General features: G+C 45.7%; 13 protein-coding genes and 2 pseudogenes. 9 read left to right on the forward strand and 6 right to left on the reverse strand.

Annotated elements, in window-relative coordinates:
- Positions 1-89: 89 nt before the first annotated feature.
- A complete protein-coding gene (locus NLZ44_RS10645) occupies positions 90-1,055 on the reverse strand; it encodes a glycosyltransferase family 2 protein (protein ID WP_493752732.1) in 966 nt (321 codons plus the stop codon).
- A gap of 429 nt (positions 1,056-1,484) precedes the next feature.
- Here NLZ44_RS10645 and cimA point away from each other — a divergent pair, with 429 nt between their 5' ends.
- The 4 genes from cimA to NLZ44_RS10665 all read left to right on the forward strand — a co-directional run bounded on the left by cimA (position 1,485) and on the right by NLZ44_RS10665 (position 9,436).
- On the forward strand, positions 1,485-3,110 hold the full coding sequence (cimA, locus tag NLZ44_RS10650; RefSeq protein ID WP_245394379.1) for a citramalate synthase: 1,626 nt from the start codon (positions 1,485-1,487) through the stop codon (positions 3,108-3,110).
- Positions 3,111-3,274: 164 nt separating this feature from the next.
- On the forward strand, positions 3,275-5,008 hold the full coding sequence (ilvB, locus tag NLZ44_RS10655) for a biosynthetic-type acetolactate synthase large subunit (protein ID WP_315736720.1): 1,734 nt from the start codon (positions 3,275-3,277) through the stop codon (positions 5,006-5,008).
- A gap of 384 nt (positions 5,009-5,392) precedes the next feature.
- Positions 5,393-7,477, forward strand: a complete 2,085-nt coding sequence (locus tag NLZ44_RS10660; RefSeq protein WP_493752733.1) for an elongation factor G — start codon at positions 5,393-5,395, stop codon at positions 7,475-7,477.
- Positions 7,478-7,636: 159 nt separating this feature from the next.
- Positions 7,637-9,436, forward strand: coding sequence for an SLC13 family permease (locus NLZ44_RS10665; RefSeq protein WP_493752734.1), 1,800 nt, complete (start codon positions 7,637-7,639; stop codon positions 9,434-9,436).
- A gap of 99 nt (positions 9,437-9,535) precedes the next feature.
- Here NLZ44_RS10665 and NLZ44_RS10670 read toward each other — a convergent pair whose 3' ends face one another.
- Complete coding sequence (locus NLZ44_RS10670) at positions 9,536-9,763, reverse strand: YlcI/YnfO family protein (protein WP_006670089.1); 228 nt, start codon at positions 9,761-9,763, stop codon at positions 9,536-9,538.
- A 553-nt stretch (positions 9,764-10,316) separates the two neighbouring features.
- A pseudogene (locus NLZ44_RS10675) lies at positions 10,317-10,525 on the reverse strand (hypothetical protein).
- Here NLZ44_RS10675 and NLZ44_RS10680 point away from each other — a divergent pair.
- The 4 genes and pseudogenes from NLZ44_RS10680 to NLZ44_RS10695 all read left to right on the forward strand — a co-directional run bounded on the left by NLZ44_RS10680 (position 10,520) and on the right by NLZ44_RS10695 (position 14,878).
- A complete protein-coding gene (locus NLZ44_RS10680; RefSeq protein WP_493752735.1) occupies positions 10,520-11,455 on the forward strand; it encodes an RNA-guided endonuclease InsQ/TnpB family protein in 936 nt (311 codons plus the stop codon). The pseudogene NLZ44_RS10675 and the gene NLZ44_RS10680 sit on opposite strands and share 6 nt — an antisense overlap.
- Before the next feature lie 156 nt (positions 11,456-11,611).
- Positions 11,612-12,007, forward strand: a pseudogene (locus NLZ44_RS10685) (zinc ribbon domain-containing protein); the annotation flags it as partial.
- A 107-nt stretch (positions 12,008-12,114) separates the two neighbouring features.
- Entirely contained in the window at positions 12,115-12,876 is a 762-nt protein-coding gene (gene rpaB, locus NLZ44_RS10690) for a response regulator transcription factor RpaB (RefSeq protein WP_006621368.1), read from the forward strand.
- 133 nt (positions 12,877-13,009) lie between these two features.
- Complete coding sequence (locus NLZ44_RS10695) at positions 13,010-14,878, forward strand: glycoside hydrolase family 9 protein (RefSeq protein ID WP_493752736.1); 1,869 nt, start codon at positions 13,010-13,012, stop codon at positions 14,876-14,878.
- 74 nt (positions 14,879-14,952) lie between these two features.
- Here the strand turns inward: NLZ44_RS10695 and purH are convergent, their stop codons facing one another.
- The 3 genes from purH to tkt form a co-directional block, all read right to left on the reverse strand.
- On the reverse strand, positions 14,953-16,500 hold the full coding sequence (purH, locus tag NLZ44_RS10700; protein WP_493752737.1) for a bifunctional phosphoribosylaminoimidazolecarboxamide formyltransferase/IMP cyclohydrolase: 1,548 nt from the start codon (positions 16,498-16,500) through the stop codon (positions 14,953-14,955).
- Between the two features lie 145 nt (positions 16,501-16,645).
- Positions 16,646-17,155, reverse strand: a complete 510-nt coding sequence (gene rnhA / locus NLZ44_RS10705; protein ID WP_493752738.1) for a ribonuclease HI — start codon at positions 17,153-17,155, stop codon at positions 16,646-16,648.
- A gap of 389 nt (positions 17,156-17,544) precedes the next feature.
- Complete coding sequence (gene tkt / locus NLZ44_RS10710) at positions 17,545-19,554, reverse strand: transketolase (RefSeq protein WP_008057402.1); 2,010 nt, start codon at positions 19,552-19,554, stop codon at positions 17,545-17,547.
- Between the two features lie 225 nt (positions 19,555-19,779).
- Between tkt and NLZ44_RS10715 the strand changes: the two genes are divergently transcribed.
- Positions 19,780-20,109, forward strand: coding sequence for a hypothetical protein (locus tag NLZ44_RS10715; RefSeq protein WP_493752739.1), 330 nt, complete (start codon positions 19,780-19,782; stop codon positions 20,107-20,109).
- The last annotated feature ends 43 nt before the right edge of the window (positions 20,110-20,152 follow it).

Raw genomic sequence — 20,152 nt, forward strand, 5'->3', positions numbered from 1 at the left:
CAAGTAATTCACAAGCTGCCTTGGTTTGGGCAGCTTTTTTTGGGGATTCCATTATCCCCACCCTCTCCCAGATGGAATTTAACCAACCTTTATTCATGATCAACAATGCCATAGGTATCTCGAATTAAATAGAGAGGTCTTCTTTTGACTTCCGCATAAATTCTGCCTAAGTATTCGCCAATTACGCCTAAACTAATAAGTTGAACTCCTCCCATAAATAGAATGGCTACCATTAAGGAAGCGTAACCGGGAACATCAATGCCAAAACTCAAAGTTCTGATGATTAAAAATAGGGCGTAAAGAAAAGCCGCCAATGAGATAAATAATCCCATGTAACTCCAGACTTTTAGGGGGAGGGCGCTAAAAGAGGTAATCCCTTCGATCGCCAAATTCCACAATTGCCAATAGTTCCATTTTGTCCGACCTTTATATCTCGGTAAGCGGTCATATTCTAGGGCGGTTTGTTTAAACCCTACCCACGCAAATAAACCTTTCATAAATCGATGAGTTTCGGGGAGTTGTTTTAAGGCTGCCACTACCTGACGATCCATCAGTCGAAAATCTCCAGTATCTTGGGGAATGCGAACCGGAGTCATCTTTTGCATAATTCGATAAAAACCATTGGCGGTTATCTGTTTAAGCCAGGTTTCTCCCTGTCGCGATCGCCTTTTGGCGTAAACTACATCATAACCTTCTCGCCACTTTTCCAGCATTTCTACAATTAATTCCGGTGGGTCCTGTAGGTCAGCATCAATAGGAATGACCGCTTCACCTTTAGCATGATCTAAACCCGCCGTTAAAGCGATTTCTTTGCCAAAATTCCTTGACAGGTTAATCACTTTAATGTTATGATTGGAATGGTGATGTTTAATGAGTTTGGCGAGAGTATCATCCTGACTGCCATCATTAACACAGATAATTTCATAGGTAATCTGCAAAGGTTCAATCACAGCCAGCAACCTAGATAATAAGTAATCGAGGTTAGGTTCTTCGTTGTAGCAGGGAGCGATAATTGAGAGTTGAACTGTGGTGGGTTTTGCTGATGGTGGCAACACGGTAAAAATAAATTGATATTAACTAAAATTGTATTAATTAAGTGGTGCGTCAGGGTATAATTATCCGGTAGTAGATTGATCTAGTCGGGTTCTGACGCTACGGGAAAGCTGTAATTTTTCGGGGTAATGGCGACTACAGCTTGTTCACCAGTCGCTTAATACATTGCCCTCACCCTAAATCCCTCTCCCTCTCTGGGAGAGGGACTTTGAGATGTGATCAGATGATTTCTGAACAGGCTGTAACTGGGTTAGTGGTTACGAGGAGGAGGGGGACAGTCCAAGGACCGACGGGGTGATCAAATGTGAAAATAAGATTAGATATTAGACCAATGGGGTAAATTGGGGACATACTAGAGAGCGGGGGGAAAGAGCGATCGCATAAAATACCACCGCATGGTTGAAAACAGCACCAACTACCAAAGACAGACTATGAGTAAGCAACTTTGGATTTATGATACAACCCTACGAGACGGAGCCCAGCGCGAAGGACTCTCTCTCTCCCTAGAAGATAAACTCCAGATAGCGCGGAAACTAGACCAACTAGGTATTCCGTTTATTGAAGGTGGTTGGCCAGGTGCTAACCCGAAAGATGTGCAATTGTTTTGGCGACTGAAGGAAGAACCCCTCAGCCAAGCGGAAATAGTGGCTTTTTGTTCTACCCGCCGCCCCCATACCAAAGCAGCAGAAGATCCTAGCCTCAAACCGATTTTATCAGCCGGAACCATCTGGATTACTACCTTTGGCAAATCTTGGGATCTCCACGTTACGGAAAGCCTAAAAACCAGCCTAGAGGAAAACCTGGCAATGATCCAGGATACAATCGAGTTTTTCCGCAGCCAAGGGAGGCGGGTAATTTATGATGCTGAACATTGGTTTGATGGCTATAAAAACAACCCAGAATATGCCCTAGAAACCCTAAAAGCGGCTGTAGCCGGGGGGGCAGAATGGTTAGTGCTATGTGATACTAATGGTGGTACACTACCCCACGAGGTAACAGCGATCGCCAAAACCGTAGTTACAGCCCTAGCCAATTGGGGTGAAACCTCAGTACAGGTAGGCATTCACACCCACAACGACTCAGGAACCGCCGTTGCTAATGCTTTAGCAGCAGTCATGGAAGGCGCTACCATGATTCAAGGGACCATTAACGGTTATGGGGAACGGTGCGGCAATGCCGATTTGTGTACTTTGATACCTAATTTACAGTTAAAATTAGGCTATTCTTGCATCGCCAATGAACAATTAAGTAAACTGTCCGAGTCTAGTAGATTTATTAGTGAGGTGGTGAATCTAGCCCCAGATGACCATGCCCCGTTTGTGGGATTATCAGCTTTTGCCCATAAGGGGGGGATTCATGTTTCGGCAGTGGAACGCAACCCGTTAACCTACGAACATATCGCCCCGGAAGAGGTGGGAAATAAACGGCGAATCGTGATTTCTGACCAGTCGGGATTAAGCAATGTTTTGGCGAAAGCGCGGAACTATGGTATTAACCTAGAACGGGATAATCCAACCAGTAGGCAACTTTTGCAACAGTTGAAAGAATTGGAAAATCAAGGTTATCAATTTGAGGCGGCGGAGGCGAGTTTTGAGTTATTGATGCGGTCAGCTTTGGGGACTCGGAAACAGTGGTTTGAAATTCGCGGTTTTCAAGTGCATTGTGACAAGTCTAGTCTGGCGACCTGTAACTCCCTAGCTACGGTTAAGGTAATTGTAAGCGATCGCGAACTTTTAGAAGTAGCCGAAGGTAACGGACCCGTCTCCGCCTTAGACGCAGCCTTGCGGAAAGCCCTGCAAAATTTCTACCCAGAAATAGCCGAATTTCAACTGCGCGATTATAAAGTGCGGATTTTAGATGGTAAAGCCGGAACTTCTGCCAAAACTCGTGTATTGGTAGAGTCTAGTAATGGTCATCAGCGTTGGACTACCGTGGGAGTCTCTACTAACATCCTAGACGCATCCTATCAAGCCGTCGTAGAAGGTTTAGAATATGGCTTAATGTTGCAACAGCAAACCCCATCCAATTCAGTTATATTAGCAGAATCCTCACTGTAAAATAGCAGTGATAATCAGCTAGGGATGGCATTATTGGCATAGCATAAAATGGCAATAATGGCAAGAGTATTAATCAGAAATTGTCACAAATATAAAAAATTGATGACAATTGCTCAGGTAATCCCAACCATAATTTATCCTAGGCATCAGAGATGGAGAATGTTATGCAGGACCAAAAACAAGCCGTAAAAAGAGTAACAGGAGCCTTTGCCCTGATTGATAGCCTGCGCCGCCACGGTGTGCAGCATATTTTTGGCTATCCAGGAGGTTCAAACTTACCCATTTACGACGAAATATATAGAGCCGAACAAGCCGGGGAAATCAAACATTATCTGGTGCGGCACGAACAAGGAGCGGCTCACGCTGCCGATGGATATGCCCGGAGTACCGGAAAGGTGGGGGTATGTCTAGCCACCTCTGGACCAGGAGCCACCAATTTAGTTACAGGTCTAGCCACTGCTTATCTCGATTCTGTCCCGGTGTTAGCCATTACCGGACAAGTCCCCCGCAGCGCCTTGGGAACAGATGCGTTTCAGGAAATTGATATTTTTGGGATTACCCTGCCCATTGTTAAACATTCCTATCTAGTCCGCGAACCTTCGGAATTACCGAGAATTGTGGCTGAGGCATTTCACCTAGCCAGTAGTGGCAGACCGGGACCTGTGTTAATTGACATTCCCAAAGATGTGGGTAATGCTCAAATTGATTATATTCCGGTAGAACCAGGGTCAGTGCGACGGGTGGGATATCGTCCCACGGTGCGGGGAAATCCTCGACAAATTAATCAGGCTTTACAGTTGATTTCTGAAGCTACTAAACCCCTCCTATATGTGGGGGGAGGTGCAATTATGGCGGGGGCTCATGCTGAAATCGCCGAATTGTCGGAACGCTTCCAAATACCAGTTACTAGCACTTTGATGGGAAAAGGTGCTTTTGATGAAAATAACCCCCTATCTCTGGGAATGCTGGGAATGCACGGAACCGCCTATGCTAATTTTGCGGTGAGTGAATGTGATTTGCTGATCGCGGTGGGGGTTCGCTTTGATGACCGGGTGGCGGGTACTGGAGATCAATTCGCCCATAGCGCTAAGGTGATTCATATTGATATTGACCCGGCGGAAGTGGGCAAAAATCGCACTACTGATGTTCCTATTGTGGGAGATGTGCGACAGGTTTTGGGGGATATGCTACAACGTAGCTATCAGTTGGGAACGGAAATTAAGCCGGAACAAACCCAGGAATGGCACTCGCACCTTAGTCAATTGCGTAACCAATACCCCCTGACGGTTCCTCACCCGGAAGATGGTATCTCTCCTCAAGAGGTGATTGTGGAACTTAGCCATCAATGTCCTGATGCTTTCTATACTACTGATGTGGGTCAGCATCAAATGTGGGCGGCGCAATTCGTGAAAAATGGCCCCCGACGTTGGATGACTAGCGGCGGTTTAGGGACTATGGGTTACGGTTTACCTGCTGCTGTGGGGGTTAAGGTGGCTCATCCTGATGATACGGTTATCTGTATTAGCGGTGATGGTAGTTTCCAAATGAATATGCAAGAATTGGGAACTATTGCTCAGTATGGTATTGGGGTTAAGGTGATTATTCTCAATAATGGCTGGTTGGGAATGGTGCGCCAGTGGCAACATATGTTTTATAATGACCGCTATGAGGCTACTAACCTGGAAGATGGAACCCCAGAATTTGCCCGGTTAGCTGATGTTTATGGCATTGAGGCTATGACAGTCCGCCAACGGGAAGATTTACCAAAGGCGATCGCTAAAGCTCTATCTCACAAGGGGCCGATGATCCTAGATGTTCGGGTTACCCGTGATGAGGACTGTTACCCGATGGTAGCCCCCGGTCACGATAACAGCGACATGATGGGTTTATCCAGTTAGTTGCTCTAACCCCTCACCCCCCCTTAGTGCTTTATGGGGGGGGTGTTCTGTCTGAGAGCAAATCTTAAATTAACCTGAAAAAACGCCATATTGATTTACAAAAATTCGCAAAAATTAATAATGTTTTGTTTGATTAACTAGGTGTAAAATTGGTGACAAAATATCCTAAATTAAAAGGTAGTTCACTCTCAATCCCTAACCGGAAGTATCTATCCTAATATGAGCCGGAGACTAAGGGAAACTGAGAGCAGCAAAGTCCCACGGTATCCCGGTTGTGAATTGTTGAAAAAATCTGGATTTTCCAAGAGATGATTTCTCGGTCAAAAAATCACAATTGCCACCGTGTTATAATTATTGATTTATCCGGTTTCAGGAGAGCGTCAGATGACAAATAATGTTGCATCAGAAAACCGTAATGTCGCGATTGTCGGCCCCTATTTGAGCGGCAAAACAGCGCTGCTAGAAAGCCTGCTGTTGGCGACGGGAACGATTACCCGTAAAGGTACAGCTAAAGAAGGCAACCGGATCGGGGATGGCGTAGCTGAGGCTCGCGATCGCAATATGAGTGTAGAAATCAATGCCGCTTATACTCAATATGGCGGCATTAACTTTACCTTCCTCGACTGTCCAGGTTCCGTAGAATTTGCCCAAGAAACCTATAACGGTCTCATGGGTGCGGGATTAGCAATAGTGGTTTGTGAACCGGAACCATTACGCATCCTCACCCTATCCCCCTTATTCAAATTTTTGGATGATTGGGAAATTCCCCATATTGTGTTCATTAATAAAATGGATCGGGCTTTCTCTGATGAAGAAGGCTGCAACCTCAACTTTTTAGAGTTATTAAATGCCCTGAAAACTGTATCGAGTCGCCCCATAGTTCCCCAAGAATATCCGATAGCTAAAGGTTCAGAATTAATTGGTTTTATCGATTTAGTCACAGAACAAGCCTATAACTACCATCCTGGTGCCACCTCAGATCCGGTTCCCATGCCGGAAGAACTAAAAGACCTGGAACACGCAGCCCGCCAGGAGATGTTAGAACAATTATCTAACTTTGATGATCACCTCTTGGAAGAACTTCTCGAAGAAATTGAACCCCCCACCGAGGAAATTGTCAAAGACCTAAAAATGGAATTGGGCGCGGATTTGATTGTTCCCGTATTTTTCGGAGCGGCTGAATTAGAATATGGAGTGCGATCGCTTCTTGATGCCCTAGTCCGAGAAGCCCCAGAACCCAGCTTAACCGCCGAACGTCGGGGACTCAAAGGAACCAGCGATATCCCGATCGCCCAAGTCCTGAAAACCTTTTACACCCCCCAAGGTGGTAAACTCTCCCTAGTGCGAGTCTGGCAGGGAGAACTTACCGAGGGCATTGTTCTTAATGGTATACGCGCAGCCGGAATGTACCGTCTGCTGGGACAACAAACCCAGGGCGTGCAACTTGCCAAAACCGGGGAAATTGTCGCCTTGGCGCGTATGGAAGGCATCAAAACCGGGGATACTTTGACCACTCAACCCGATCGCCTCAAAGCACCGTTACCGAAAGCCCAGGTTTTGCCACCAGTATTGGCATTTGCGATCGCCCCAGAAAATCGCAAAGATGAAGTAAAACTCAGCGCCGCCCTCACCAAAATGATCGAGGAAGATCCCTCTCTAACTTGGGAACAAAACACCGACACTCACCAGGTTATCCTCTGGGGACAGGGAGAAATTCACCTAAAAGTAACCCTCGATCGCCTACGCCGCAAGTACAACTTACCCATAGTTACCTCGCCGCCCCAAATTCCCTATAAAGAAACGATCCGTTCTAATACCAACTCCCACGGGCGCTACAAACACCAAAGCGGCGGACATGGACAATTTGGTGATGTTTATTTAGATATTACCCCCTTACCTCGCGGTGAAGGTTTTAACTTTAGTGAAACCATTGTCGGCGGCGCGGTGCCAAAACAATACATTCCCGGCGTGGAAATGGGCGTGCGAGAATACCTCCAACAAGGTCCCCTAGGGTTCCCCGTCGTTGATGTTTCTGTCACCCTGACTAATGGTTCCTATCACTCTGTGGATAGTTCCGAACAGGCTTTTAAACAAGCCGCCAGGCTGGCTATGCAAACGGGTATGGCTAAATGTAACCCCACTTTGCTTGAACCTATTGTTACCGTGGAAGTATGCGCCCCTAATGAGTTTACCTCTCAACTGTTCCAGTTGATTACTACTCGCCGTGGTCAAATTTTGGGCTATGAACCTTTTGCTGACTGGAAAGGTTGGGATCAGGTGTCGGCTTATTTACCACAGGCGGAAATGCAAGATCTGATTGTAGAATTGCGATCGCTAACTATGGGGGTCGGTTACTTTAACTGGAAATTTGACCATTTACAGGAAGTCCCCGAACAACTAGCCCAAAGAGTTTTAGCCACTGTTGCTGATGATAGCAATGGCGGCGGAAATAGCAAATCCAAAAATTAACTCATTGTAGCCCCCAGCCTTTAACCCAAGGGACGATCTACCGATCGTCCTTTTTTGCTGGTCTAGGGTTATTCACTCCCCTATACCTGACACCTGTTCTAATTGGCTGTATGATCAAACGTTACCTTTGTGAACAGCCACTTTACCATATCTTCACCCATGGAAGTTTTTCTGACTCTGTCTATAGTTGTTCTCGCCCTGATTAGTTTTATAGTTGAATGGCTACCGGTAGATTTAACGGCGATCGCTGTTACAGTTTTATTAATGTTCCTGGGTTTAGTCACTCCCGAACAGGGAATTTCTGGCTTTGGCAATTCAGCCACCATTACCGTTATGGCTATGTTTATCCTCAGCGCCGGAATTACCCGCACCGGAGTCATTCAAATTATACGCGATCGACTAATTAAATGGGGAGGAAACGGCATCAATCAACAGCTTTTTGTGATGGTTGGCTTAGTCGGACCTATTTCTGCCTTTATTAATAATACCGCCGTCATCGCTATTTTTCTACCCATCATCGAAGATTGGTGTAAACAGCAAAAAACTTCCCCCTCTCAATTCCTGATTCCTCTTTCTTACGCTTCAATTTTAGGGGGAATGATTACCGTAATTGGCACATCAACTAATATCCTCGCTGGTGGCATCTCTGAACAATTAGGTTATGGCAACTTTCATATTTTTGAGTTTACCAGTGTCGGATTGTTAACCTTTGTCATTGGTTTATTATACATTTCCTTCGTTGCCCCCAAACTTCTACCCAAACGAGAATCACGCATCAATAGTGACATGGATAATAGCTATGATTTGCAGGAATATCTGAGCGAAGTAGTCGTCACTAATACATCCAGTTTAGTCGGACAAACCCTCCGCCAAAGTGAAATTCAACGCAAATTTGACCTAGACGTATTAGAGTTAGTTCGCAACAAAATTCACCTCCCCCAACCCGTAGCCGATAAAGTCTTAAAATCCGGAGATATTCTGATTATTCGTAGCACCCGTGAAGATTTACTCAAAATTAAAAACGAAAGAGGTTTAGATCTTTTACCTGATGTCAAATTTAGGGAACAATCCCTAGAAAAAGTCCTGAGTTCTGGAGAAGAAAAAATCGCCGAAGTCTTGATTTTATCCAACTCCCGTTTAATTGGTACTACCCTCAAAGATTTACGCTTTAGACAGCGGTATAATGTCACCGTATTAGCCATACGTCGCGGTTCCGAATTAGTCCAAGGACGCTTAGGAAAAATCAAACTCAGATTTGGTGACTTATTATTAGTCCAAGGTCCAAAAGAAAGTTTTATTGGTTTACAAACTACTAGGGAACTTTTAGTCCTAGAACAGCGCGACATCGACAACTTACGCACCGAGAAAGCGGCGATCGCCATTGGCATTACTTTAGGCGTAATTGCACTAGCAGCCTTCAAAATAGTTCCCATTTTAGTTAGTGCTTTAGCCGGAGTGATTTTGATGGTCGCCACTGGATGTCTAAAACCCGGTGAAATGTATGGTGCTGTTCGTTGGGATGTAATTTTTCTATTAGCCGGATTAATTCCCCTAGGAATTGCTATGGAAAATTCCGGCGCAACTGAATGGCTGGCTAATAATTTAGTGTCTGTCGGCGGTCATCTTTCCGGGTATTGGGTGTTAACATTTTTCTTTATCATCACAGTTTTATTAACAGAAATTCTCTCCAATAATGCCTCCGTATTACTCATGATTCCCATTGCGGTCCGAGTAGCTGAAACCCTGCAATTAAATCCCTATGCCTTTATGTTTGCGGTCACTCTCGCCGCTTCCTGTAGTTTTATGACCCCCATTGGCTACCAAACTAATACCATGGTTTATAGTCCCGGAGGTTATAAATTCTCCGACTTTACACGAGTTGGCTTTCTTCTCACCCTCTTAATGACCATTGCCGTTCCTTCATTGGTCATACTATTTTACGGTCTTTACCCTAGCTGATAATCCCTCAAATTAGGAAACCTCAAACCCTAAAATATAGCAGATGAAAACCGCCCATAATCAACAGATTTGAGCTGATTAAAATGGCTTATGGTAGGTCTAATCATCTGAATGGGACTCTTCCCCCAACTGTTCCAATTTAAATTCTAAGGCCGATAGTCTGACTTCTAATTGATCAAGTTTTTCCTGCTGAGGTGATATTCCCAGATAGGATCTCAAGGCATCAATGACCAGATCGGACTTGGATTGTCCAGTGATTTTTACCCGCGCCATGAGTGCTTCGTGTACCTCAGAAGGAATCCTGACACCTAGGAATGGATTGGGCATAGTTTCAATAAGATTACATTTTTGACAATGAATGCCAATAGTCTGTTAATGATATCTGCCTATCATTAACCCAACGGCGTGGTGTGGGACTTCTTTTGACATCGAGTTAAAAGAATCTTGGTCTTATATGTTAATTTCTTAACAGTAAAGCTAAGACCCCCATTCTTGTAAATGGTTTTTTGTAAAGTTTTTTTGCGTAACCCAAAGTTCTGTAAAGAACCTTAAAGATAAATTGATAACATTACGAAAATCTATGTTATCATCGGAAATCATCGGTTTCCAACCCCGTGCTTCCAGCACGGCTGTACCTTTGAGACAGAAATAGAGGTAGTTCTAGTCAGCACCCCCGGCTGAAGCACGGGGGCTTCGTGCCCCCCTTTCAGGTAGCTGACCAGCTTAAGCCTTAACTGGCTCCGTTCAGAGCAAGAGTTAAAGTTCCTACCCTGGAATGCGTGCTAGTTCCAGGCTCATGAACCGAATCGTTAAACATCTCTAAGGGGTTAAGGACGTGCGATTTGGATAGTACCGACTCTGAACATTGGCGAAGCAAACATTACCCCGCAAGGGAGTCGGAGCCAACCATAGCTCCATGGAGGGGCAACCATACCCCTCCACCCCGCAAGGGGGTGCTGGCGGCTAAAGCCGCTTGAGTCGGTTTTCCTCTCCGCGATAAATCACGGAGCTTCCAACCCTCCCAGGAGTTTTACGTGAGAAGCTATGTACCTGACTCAAAAGAACCAGATACGAGGACTTCAAGTGCAAGAGTTTAAGGCCTTGCGGGAACTCTGCCGACTGAGTAAAAATCTCTACAATGTAGGACTTGACACTCAATGGCAGTATTACTTCCAGGCTCGGAAACACCTTCCCTACGAGTCCAACTATCACTACTGTAAGGGAAACGAGAACTATAAACGCTTGAATACCGATATAGCCCAACAAACTCTTAAAGTAGTCGATCGCACTTTTCGGAGCTTCTACCGTTTGAGCCAGGCCATCAAAGAGGAGACCTTTCCACAGAAAGTTAGACTCCCTGACTATCTGCCCAAAGACGGTTATTTTGTCCTGATTATGCCGAGGGTTCAAATCAAGGACGGAAAATTTAGAGTTCCCGTGTCTCGCGACTTGGGCAACTTGCGGGGCGAAATTTGGATTCCTTTCCCGGAAAGAATCGCTCCCGATACTCTCCAGGAAGTTCGGATTCACCCTCGATATAACGCCCGTTTTTTTGAAGTCGAGTTTATTTACGAGGTGGAAGAAACTCCCGTTCTTACGGAACCCGATACGGCTCTAGCGATCGATATGGGACTGGACAATCTGGCTACTTGCGTCGATACCAACGGGGCATCCTTTATCGTGGATGGCAAAAAACTGAAATCCCTTAACCGTTGGTACAACAAAGAGAACGCCCGACTGCAATCGATTAAAGATTTGCAGAAAGTCCAGGGAATAAAGGAGCGCCAGACTAGGGTAACGCGGAATCGCCATAACAAGGTTAGGGATTATCTCAACAAAGCCGCCCGTTACATTGTTAATCACTGTATCGAGAACCGAATCGCGAAAATTGTGGTCGGTTTCAACGTCGGCATCAAGCCGGAGATTAATATCGCCAGCCCCAATAATCAGAACTTCCTTCAAATTCCGCACGCCAGCTTGAGAGCTAAACTGAAAGCCTTGTGCGAGAGCATGATTTAATCTCAAATTAGGTTAACATTTTACGGCAATACGGTACAATACCAAGTATGGTGCGAGACCTTCGGGTATGAAATAGAGCTGAAATGGGCGAAATAACTACCCGGTGAGGACTTCAACCCCTTGGTTGATTGGGTCGCATCCCTAACCATCCCATAACACAGCCTGATTTTTTGGCCCACCTTCGAGACTTCCAATATGGTTGCCAAGGTGAAGCGTCTAATCAGGTCTAAGACTGCCCGCGCCATGCTGACATGGGCGCATTATCGATTCAAACTAACCCTGAGACATCAAGGGGAAATAACTGGAACCACAGTTGTAGATGTGACGGAAGAATACACCAGCAAAACCTGTACTCACTGTGGTCATGTGCATTCCCAGCTAGGTGGCTCAAAAGTGTTCCGATGTCCTGAGTGTGGGTTCACTCTACCCAGGGACTGGAACGGTGCTTTTGGAATCTTTCTAAAAGCTTTGCGGGATACCGCCTCTGTTACCTTAACGGGTAATAGTGCTATCGTCGCATTGTCCGGGAACAACCGGAAAAATGTCGCGTAAATGTATCAGTGTCAACAAACATATTTCCTGTCCAACTGAGTCCGGGGACTAAGAGCCCTAGCCGGTTTTGCTCAAAAGCCGATCCATAAAAATTACTGGGAGCAAACATGACCATAAAAGCACGAGTTGACGAACGGCGCAATCCTGAAAAAATCCTCATTGCCGATGATGAATCTGCAATTCGACGTATTTTGACAACCCGTCTGTCAATGGTCGGTTACAGTGTTGTCGCAGCAGCAGATGGTTTACAAGCTATTGAAATGTTCGATCGCGAAAGTCCAGACCTGGTAGTTTTGGATGTGATGATGCCAAGGCTTAACGGTTATGGGGTTTGTCAAAAAATTCGAGCGATTTCTGATATCCCCATCATTATGTTAACCGCCTTGGGAGATGTCGCCGATCGCATCACTGGTTTAGAATTGGGGGCTGATGATTACTTAACTAAACCCTTTTCTCCCAAAGAATTGGAAGCCCGCATTCATGCTATCCTGCGTCGGTTCAAAGATAACGCATCTTCCCATGATCTAAGTCCTGAAGTTATCCAAGTTGACACCCTCCGCATTGACACGATTAAACGACGGGTTTACAAAGGCGATAAATTGTTGCCCCTAACATATATCGAGTTTAACTTGCTCGAACTGTTGTTTAAGCGATCGGGTGAGGCGGTTTCTCGTTCGGAAATTCTGCAACAATTGTGGGGTTACACCCCCCGCCGCATTGCTGATATGCGGGTTGTTGATGTTCATGTGGCTCGCCTACGAGCTAAAATTGAGACTGATCAGCGTAACCCGGAGTATATTCTCACGGTTCGCGGTATTGGCTACTCTTCCCAGCGACTCGCAGCAGTGGAAGAAGCAATTGGCGCATAATTAATATCAATCCCCGAAAAGAAAATCAATTTGAATCAAACTTAACAATAACCCATTCTGGCTATATCATAACCAGGGTGGGCTTTAATTTCGAGAAGTGATAAGATCGAATTAGGGTGAATTGGTGAGCTAAATGCTAAGGTGGTTTGTCTGTTTCCTGCTAACTATTGCTTTGATAGTAGTCATCAGCGATGCTGACCTTTCGAGTCAGCCCAATATCAGAGCTGATATAAAACCCGGACAATATATCAAAGTTGATCAGTTTGGCTATCGTCCCCAGGATCATAAAGTCGCTGTAATTACTACTCCCGAAGTGGGTTTTAATGCCCAGGAATCGTTCTCACCAGGAACTACCTACGAAGTTTGGGATGCTAATTCTCATCAACAAGTTTATGGGGGTCAAATTCAGCCTTGGTTGGATGGTAACATTCATTATCAATCAGGCGATCGCGCTTGGTGGTTTGACTTTTCCCCGGTCAATAAACCTGGCTCCTATTATATCATAGATTCCGAAAATCAACAACGTTCTTTTGAATTTGAGATTAGGGATGATGTCTATAAACAGGTTCTGATAACTGCTATGCGTACCTTTTTTTATCAGCGTAGTGGCTTTCCTAAACAACCCCCTTATGCTGACCCTAGATGGACTGATGGTGCTGCTTTTTTAGGACCCGGACAGGATACAGAAGCTCGCTATATTTATGACCCAGATAATCCGGCTTTAGCTCGCGATATGCGTGGCGGTTGGTTTGATGCGGGAGATACTAATAAATATGTAACTTTTGCGACTCCGGTAATTCATCAACTTTTGGATGCTTACTCCCACAATCGGGAGATTTGGACTGATGATTTTAACATTCCCGAATCGGGGAATAATCTCCCAGATATTATAGATGAAATTAAGTATGAAATTGATTGGTTAAAACGGATGCAGGATGATGATGGGGGAGTGTTTATTAAACTGGGTACGATTGATCATAATTATCCAGAGCGTCCTAGTCTTGATAAACGTCCCCGTTATTATGCTCCTAAATGTTCTTCTGCTAGTATATCGACGGCGGGAATGTTCGCCCATACGGCGTTAGTTTTTCGGGAATTTCCGCCTCTTAAGGACTATGCAGAAGACCTGCAAAATAGAGCGATCGCTGCTTGGGACTGGTTTCAATCTAACCCAAAACGGACTGATTGTGATTCCCAGACGATTAAATCTGGGGATGCAGATAGAACCGAACGGGAACAAAAAGGGACAACTGTAACGGCGGCGGTTTATTTATTACAACTGACCGGAGACACCAAATATAATCAATATATAAGTGCCAATTTAACGGAAACTCAACCCTTTAAAGATGATACTTGGTCGAGGTATAGCTCCTATGAAGGGGATGCCCTATTATTATACACTAAACTAGCCAATGGCGATAAAAATATCCAACAACAAATAAGCGATCGCTTTCGGGAAATGGTGCTAAGTAATAAAGCCTCCTACGGTAATTCTGACCTCGACCCCTACCGTGCTTATATGAGCGACCCTCAATATCATTGGGGTAGTAACCTAGTGGAATCCAACTATGGTAATACCAACTACGATGTCTTGTTGTATGAGGTAGACCCAGACCACGCGGACAGCTATAAAATCCGAGCCTTAGACCATCTCCATTATCTCCACGGTGTCAACCCATTAAGCATGGTTTATTTAAGCAATATGTATGAATACGGAGCGGAAAAATCCGCTAACAAAATGTATCATCAGTGGTTCGGCGGCGGCATTTATGATCATGCTTTAAACTCTCCCAGCGGTCCAGCTCCTGGCTATTTAGTAGGGGGACCCAATCAATATTATACTGGTTCATCTAAACCCCCTGTTGGTGAGCCTCCCATGAAGGCATATTTTGATGAAAATGACCCCCGCCAAAAAGCCTGGGAAATTACGGAACCTGCTATTTATTATCAAAGTGGCTATATCAAACTTTTGTCTAACTTTGTCAGTTCCCCTAGCCAGTAAATTCCCTCACGCCTAACCCCTCCCCATTGGTGGGAGAGGGGAGTTTAGATGTACATCAATGGGGAATGGCTATTTTAATGGAGAAAATGACGCATTCCGGTGATTACCATGACCAGACCTAATTCATTAGCGGCATTAATGGAATCTTGATCTCGCATACTGCCGCCGGGTTGAACAATAGCCTCAATACCAGCAGCAGCAGCGGTCCTTACTGAGTCATCAAAGGGGAAGAAACCATCACTAGCAAGGAATCCGCCCTTAGCATCTTCTCCGGCTAGTTCTAGGGCAATTTTAGCGGCTCCTACGCGATTCATTTGTCCGGCTCCCACCCCTAGAGTTGTGCGGTTTTTGGTGACAACGATCGCATTAGATTTAACGTGCTTGGCAATTTTCCAAGCAAACAATAACTCAGCCAATTGTGCGGAGGTAGGTTTCTTTTCGGTGACTAATTGCCAATGGTCAGGGATATCGATTTCATCATCACAGGTCTGCACCAAAAAACCCCCAGCAATTAGCTTAATAGTTTCCTTGGGACCAGAAACTAAATCGGGCAAAATCAACACCCGCAAATTAGCCTTTTTCCTGAGAATAGCCTCGGCTTCTGGTTCACAACCGGGGGCGACAATACACTCTAAAAAAGTTTTGGTCATGGCTGTAGCCGTCGCCGCATCAATGGGACGGTTGAGCGCAACAATACCCCCAAAAGCAGAAACGGAGTCGGCAGCAAAAGCCCGTTGATAAGCCTCCGATAAACTATTAGCGATCGCCGCCCCACAGGGGTTAGTATGTTTCAGAACAGCCGCCGCCGGTTCATCAGTAAACTCGCAAATAATCCGTCTAGCGGCTTCCAGGTCCACCAAGTTATTGTAACTGAGGGGTTTTCCCTGCAAAATTTTACCCGCCGACCAGCCATTAGGGACAGTTCCCGTTTGATACCAGGCGGCGGGTTGGTGGGGGTTCTCCCCGTAGCGGAGGGCTTGTATTTGGTTTCCGGCCACAGTGTAGGTGGTGGGGAGGGGATTAGTTTCGGTGGTGTTTTGATGTTCTAAATAATTAGCGATCGCCCGATCATAAGCCCCAGTATGACGGAAGGCTTGTAAAGCGCAGCCTTGACGAAATTCTAAACTCGGTTCGCCGCTGCTGTTTCGCATTGCTTGGAGATAGTCCCCATATTGGTTAGGGTGACAAAGGACGGTCAAATGGGCGAAATTTTTAGCAGAAGCCCGCAGTAAGGTAGGCCCACCGATATCAATTTGTTCGATCGCCTCTGGTAGGGTAACGTTTTCGGATGCAATAGTTTGTTCAAACGGGTACAGATTAACCACTACCAGGTCAATAGGGCGGATCTCATGCTGTTGTAATTGTTCCACGTCCTGGGGAATATCCCGACGCGCGAGGATACCGCCATGAATGCGAGGATGCAGGGTTTTGACTCGTCCCCCCAGAATTTCAGGAAATCCTGTATAGTCAGAAACCTTAGTCACAGGTAGTCCCGCCTCTTGGATAGCTTTAGCAGTTCCCCCACTACTAATCAGGTCAAAGCCAAATTCTTCCACAAGCGATCGGGCTAAGTCAATCAGTCCAGTTTTGTCAGATACACTTAATAGGGCTAAACGGGCCATTTTTCCAAGATTTACAAAGCAACTTCCCTATCTTAAAGTCAACAGACCATTCCAGTTCAAGAAACTATAGCCAATTGATTAGCCAATTATCGGCAATTTCTACAGAGTAACCACAAGATTAAATTAAGATTACACTAAGATCACATTAACTCATAGAATCGATGTCTTGAGGTTGGGGTGGGTTTTCATATCCTGCATCTGGCGGTAAACTATCTCTATGAGTAGCTTCTACAGCAAGACGATCGCAAATTTCATTTTCGCGATCGCCTGCATGACCCTTAACCCAGACAAACCGGACTTGATGTTCCTCGCACAAACCTAATAATTGCGCCCACAAATCTGGATTTTTCGCCCATTCCTTCTGATTACGTCGCCATCCATTCTTTTGCCAACGTTTAGCCCATCCCAGGGTCATAGCATCTACGAGATATTTAGAATCACTATAGAGGGTCACACAACAGGGAAATTTGAGGGCTTGTAATGCGGCGATCGCTGCCATCATTTCCATGCGGTTATTAGTAGTTAGTCGGAAGCCTCCCGATATTTCCTTCCGGTGACTACCACACATCAACACAGCCCCATATCCTCCCTTCCCAGGGTTCCCGCTACAGGCTCCGTCCGTATAAATTGTCACCTTACTTAGGCCCATATTCATAATAATTGATTATATAATTTATTCCACGAGAAATCATATCATTGTCGGTTTTGTCAGTTCACAATTTATCTAAACCATATCTAAAATATGTATGATTAAACTGTAATTGATATCTAAAATATTAGTTACTACTGCGATCGTCTGTGACCATGATCATAGATTATATGAGACAAATATCCTGCGATTAGGCCGATCGCTCTGTATAATCTTCCCTGCCCTATTCCATATTTTATCAGTGTTAATCAATCAATACTCACGGGTAGAAATAAAAAAAGGGTACAAACAATGTTGCACCCTTGCCGATTAAGACGGTAGGGTGCGTCAGACCGCGAGAATGTTGATGATGAAATGCTGACAAACTCTTCTGACTGACGCACCTAGGTAATTAATTAACCAAGAAGTTCCTTAGCTTTCGCCACCACATTATCAACGGTGAAGCCAAATTTCTCCAATACCACACCGCCAGGAGCAGACGCGCCGAAGGTGTCAATACTGATAGTAGCACCTTCATCAGTCACATAGCGGCACCAGCCAAAGCTAACACCGGCTTCCACCGCCAAACGCTTCTTAACAGAGGCAGGGAAAACCGACTCCTTGTAAGCAGCATCCTGCTTCTCAAACAGTTCCCAACTAGGCATAGAAACCACGCGGACTTTTTTACCCTCTTCCCGGAGTTTAACCGCCGCATCAACACAGAGGTAAGTTTCTCCACCAGTACCAATCAGAATAATATCAGGGGTACCATCACTGTTATCACTAAGGACATAAGCACCCTTAGCCACATTGTCGATGGAACTACCTTCCAGGTTAGGCAGATTTTGGCGAGAGAATGCCATCAAAGTGGGATAGTGACGGTTTTCGATCGCCACCTTATAGGCTCCAGAAGTCTCATTACCATCAGCGGGACGAATGACAGTCAAATCAGGAATCAACCGCAGAGAAGCGATATGTTCAACGGGTTGGTGAGTCGGACCATCTTCACCCAAAGCAATAGAATCATGAGTCATCACCCACAGCACCGGAGCTTCCGACAGAGCCGACAAACGGATAGAATTACGCATATAATCGGTAAACACCAGGAAGGTCGCGCCATAGGGAATCAGACCCGAACGGTGCAGAGCGATACCATTACAAATGGCTCCCATAGCGTGTTCACGCACCCCAAAGCGGAGGTTACGATTTTGGTATTGACCCTTTTGGAAATCTCCCAAACCTTTGAGTAAAGTCTTATTAGAGGGAGCCAAATCAGCAGAACCGCCAACCAATTCAGGAAGGACTCCAGCGATCGCATTTAGAGTCACACCGGACTGGTTACGGGTTGCATCAGCCTTAGTTTCCGGGGTATAGGTAGGCAGAGATTTTTCCCATCCTTCGGGAAGTTTCCCACTCAGCAAGCGTTCGAGAGTCGCCGCCTCTTCAGGATACTTAGATTTGTAGGTTTCCAAAGCGGCTTTCCACTCATCCTCATAATTCGCACCCCGCTCGACTGCTTTGCGGAAATGCTTAATTGCATCATCAGGAATCACAAATTCAGGATAACTCCAACCCAGATGATCGCGGGTAGCCTGTACTTCTGCTTTACCCAAAGCGGCACCATGAACGTCATGGCTGTTAGCTTTGTTGGGAGAACCAAAACCGATGGTGGTGGTAACTTTAATCAAGGAAGGCTTATCAGTGACGGCCTTAGCTTTTTCAATGGCAGTGGCGATCGCCTCCAAATCTGTATTACCATCAGCAACGTGCTGAACGTGCCAGCCATAGGCTTCAAAGCGCTTGGCTACATCTTCTGTGAAAGATATATCCGTAGAGCCATCAATGGAAATATGGTTATCATCATAGAAGGCGATCAGCTTACCGAGGCCCCAGTGTCCCGCCAAAGAACAAGCCTCTCCAGAAATACCCTCCATGTTGCAGCCATCGCCTAGGATGACATAGGTATAGTGGTCTACCACAGTACAATCAGGCTTGTTAAAACGCGCGGCTAGATGAGCCTCAGCCAAAGCCAGACCCACAGCGTTAGCAATACCTTGTCCTAGGGGTCCGGTAGTTACTTCCACCCCTTCGGTGACGTGGTTTTCTGGGTGTCCTGGAGTTTTCGACCCCCACTGACGAAATTGTTTAATATCATCGATGCCGACGCTATCATAGCCCGTCAGATGCAGAAGGGCATAATGTAGCATACAGCCATGACCGGCGGATAGCACAAAGCGATCGCGGTTGAACCATTTAGGGTTTTTGGGGTTATAACGCATAAAGCGATCCCAGAGTACAAAAGCCATCGGGGCCGCACCCATAGGAAGTCCGGGGTGGCCTGAGTTCGCTTTCTCTACTGCGTCAATAGCTAAAAAACGAATTGAGTTAATGCAGAGTTGTTCAAGTGATTGAGTTGCAACAGCCATAGTTGTATTTTTCTATATAATCGCTCTAAAGTGTGAGTGCCGGAGTAGAGAAACCAGATGATAATGGTTCTATTTTCAGAATTGCTCTGGAATCGCCCTCAGACTGCATCTGAGATCATCTCATTTTGAGGGACTATCAGGCAAGGGACTTTCTAGTGAATTACCCGACGCTGAATCGAAGATTACAGCCCGGGCTTCCTACCCACCAAACCAGGAGATAGCAGTTTGCCCTCTACTATTGGGTCTTACGGTTTGGCGATCGGCTTTCCCCCGCGTCCCACAGGTCATCAACATGGAAGTACAAATGCTGGTTTTGTGTTTAGCTTGGTTGTCGCTATTTACTGCCATGTCGGGTGCATCTATCATACCATCAAGGATGTATCTCATACCATCAACGATGTATCTATCAATTTTGGGGACATCGTAGCTGACCCTATCGGCGTGGCGGCGCGGCTTGTCGGGGGGGGGTGGTATTTACTCAGCCAAACGGCCAGCGGACCCTACCAGTCTACCCTGGACACATCCCGGAGCGATCGCCACTTGCCATTGTGGTAATTTCCATAGATATTGTCGGAGAGTCTCGGTCAAAACTGGTAAT

The organism is Arthrospira sp. PCC 9901 (genome assembly GCF_059013425.1).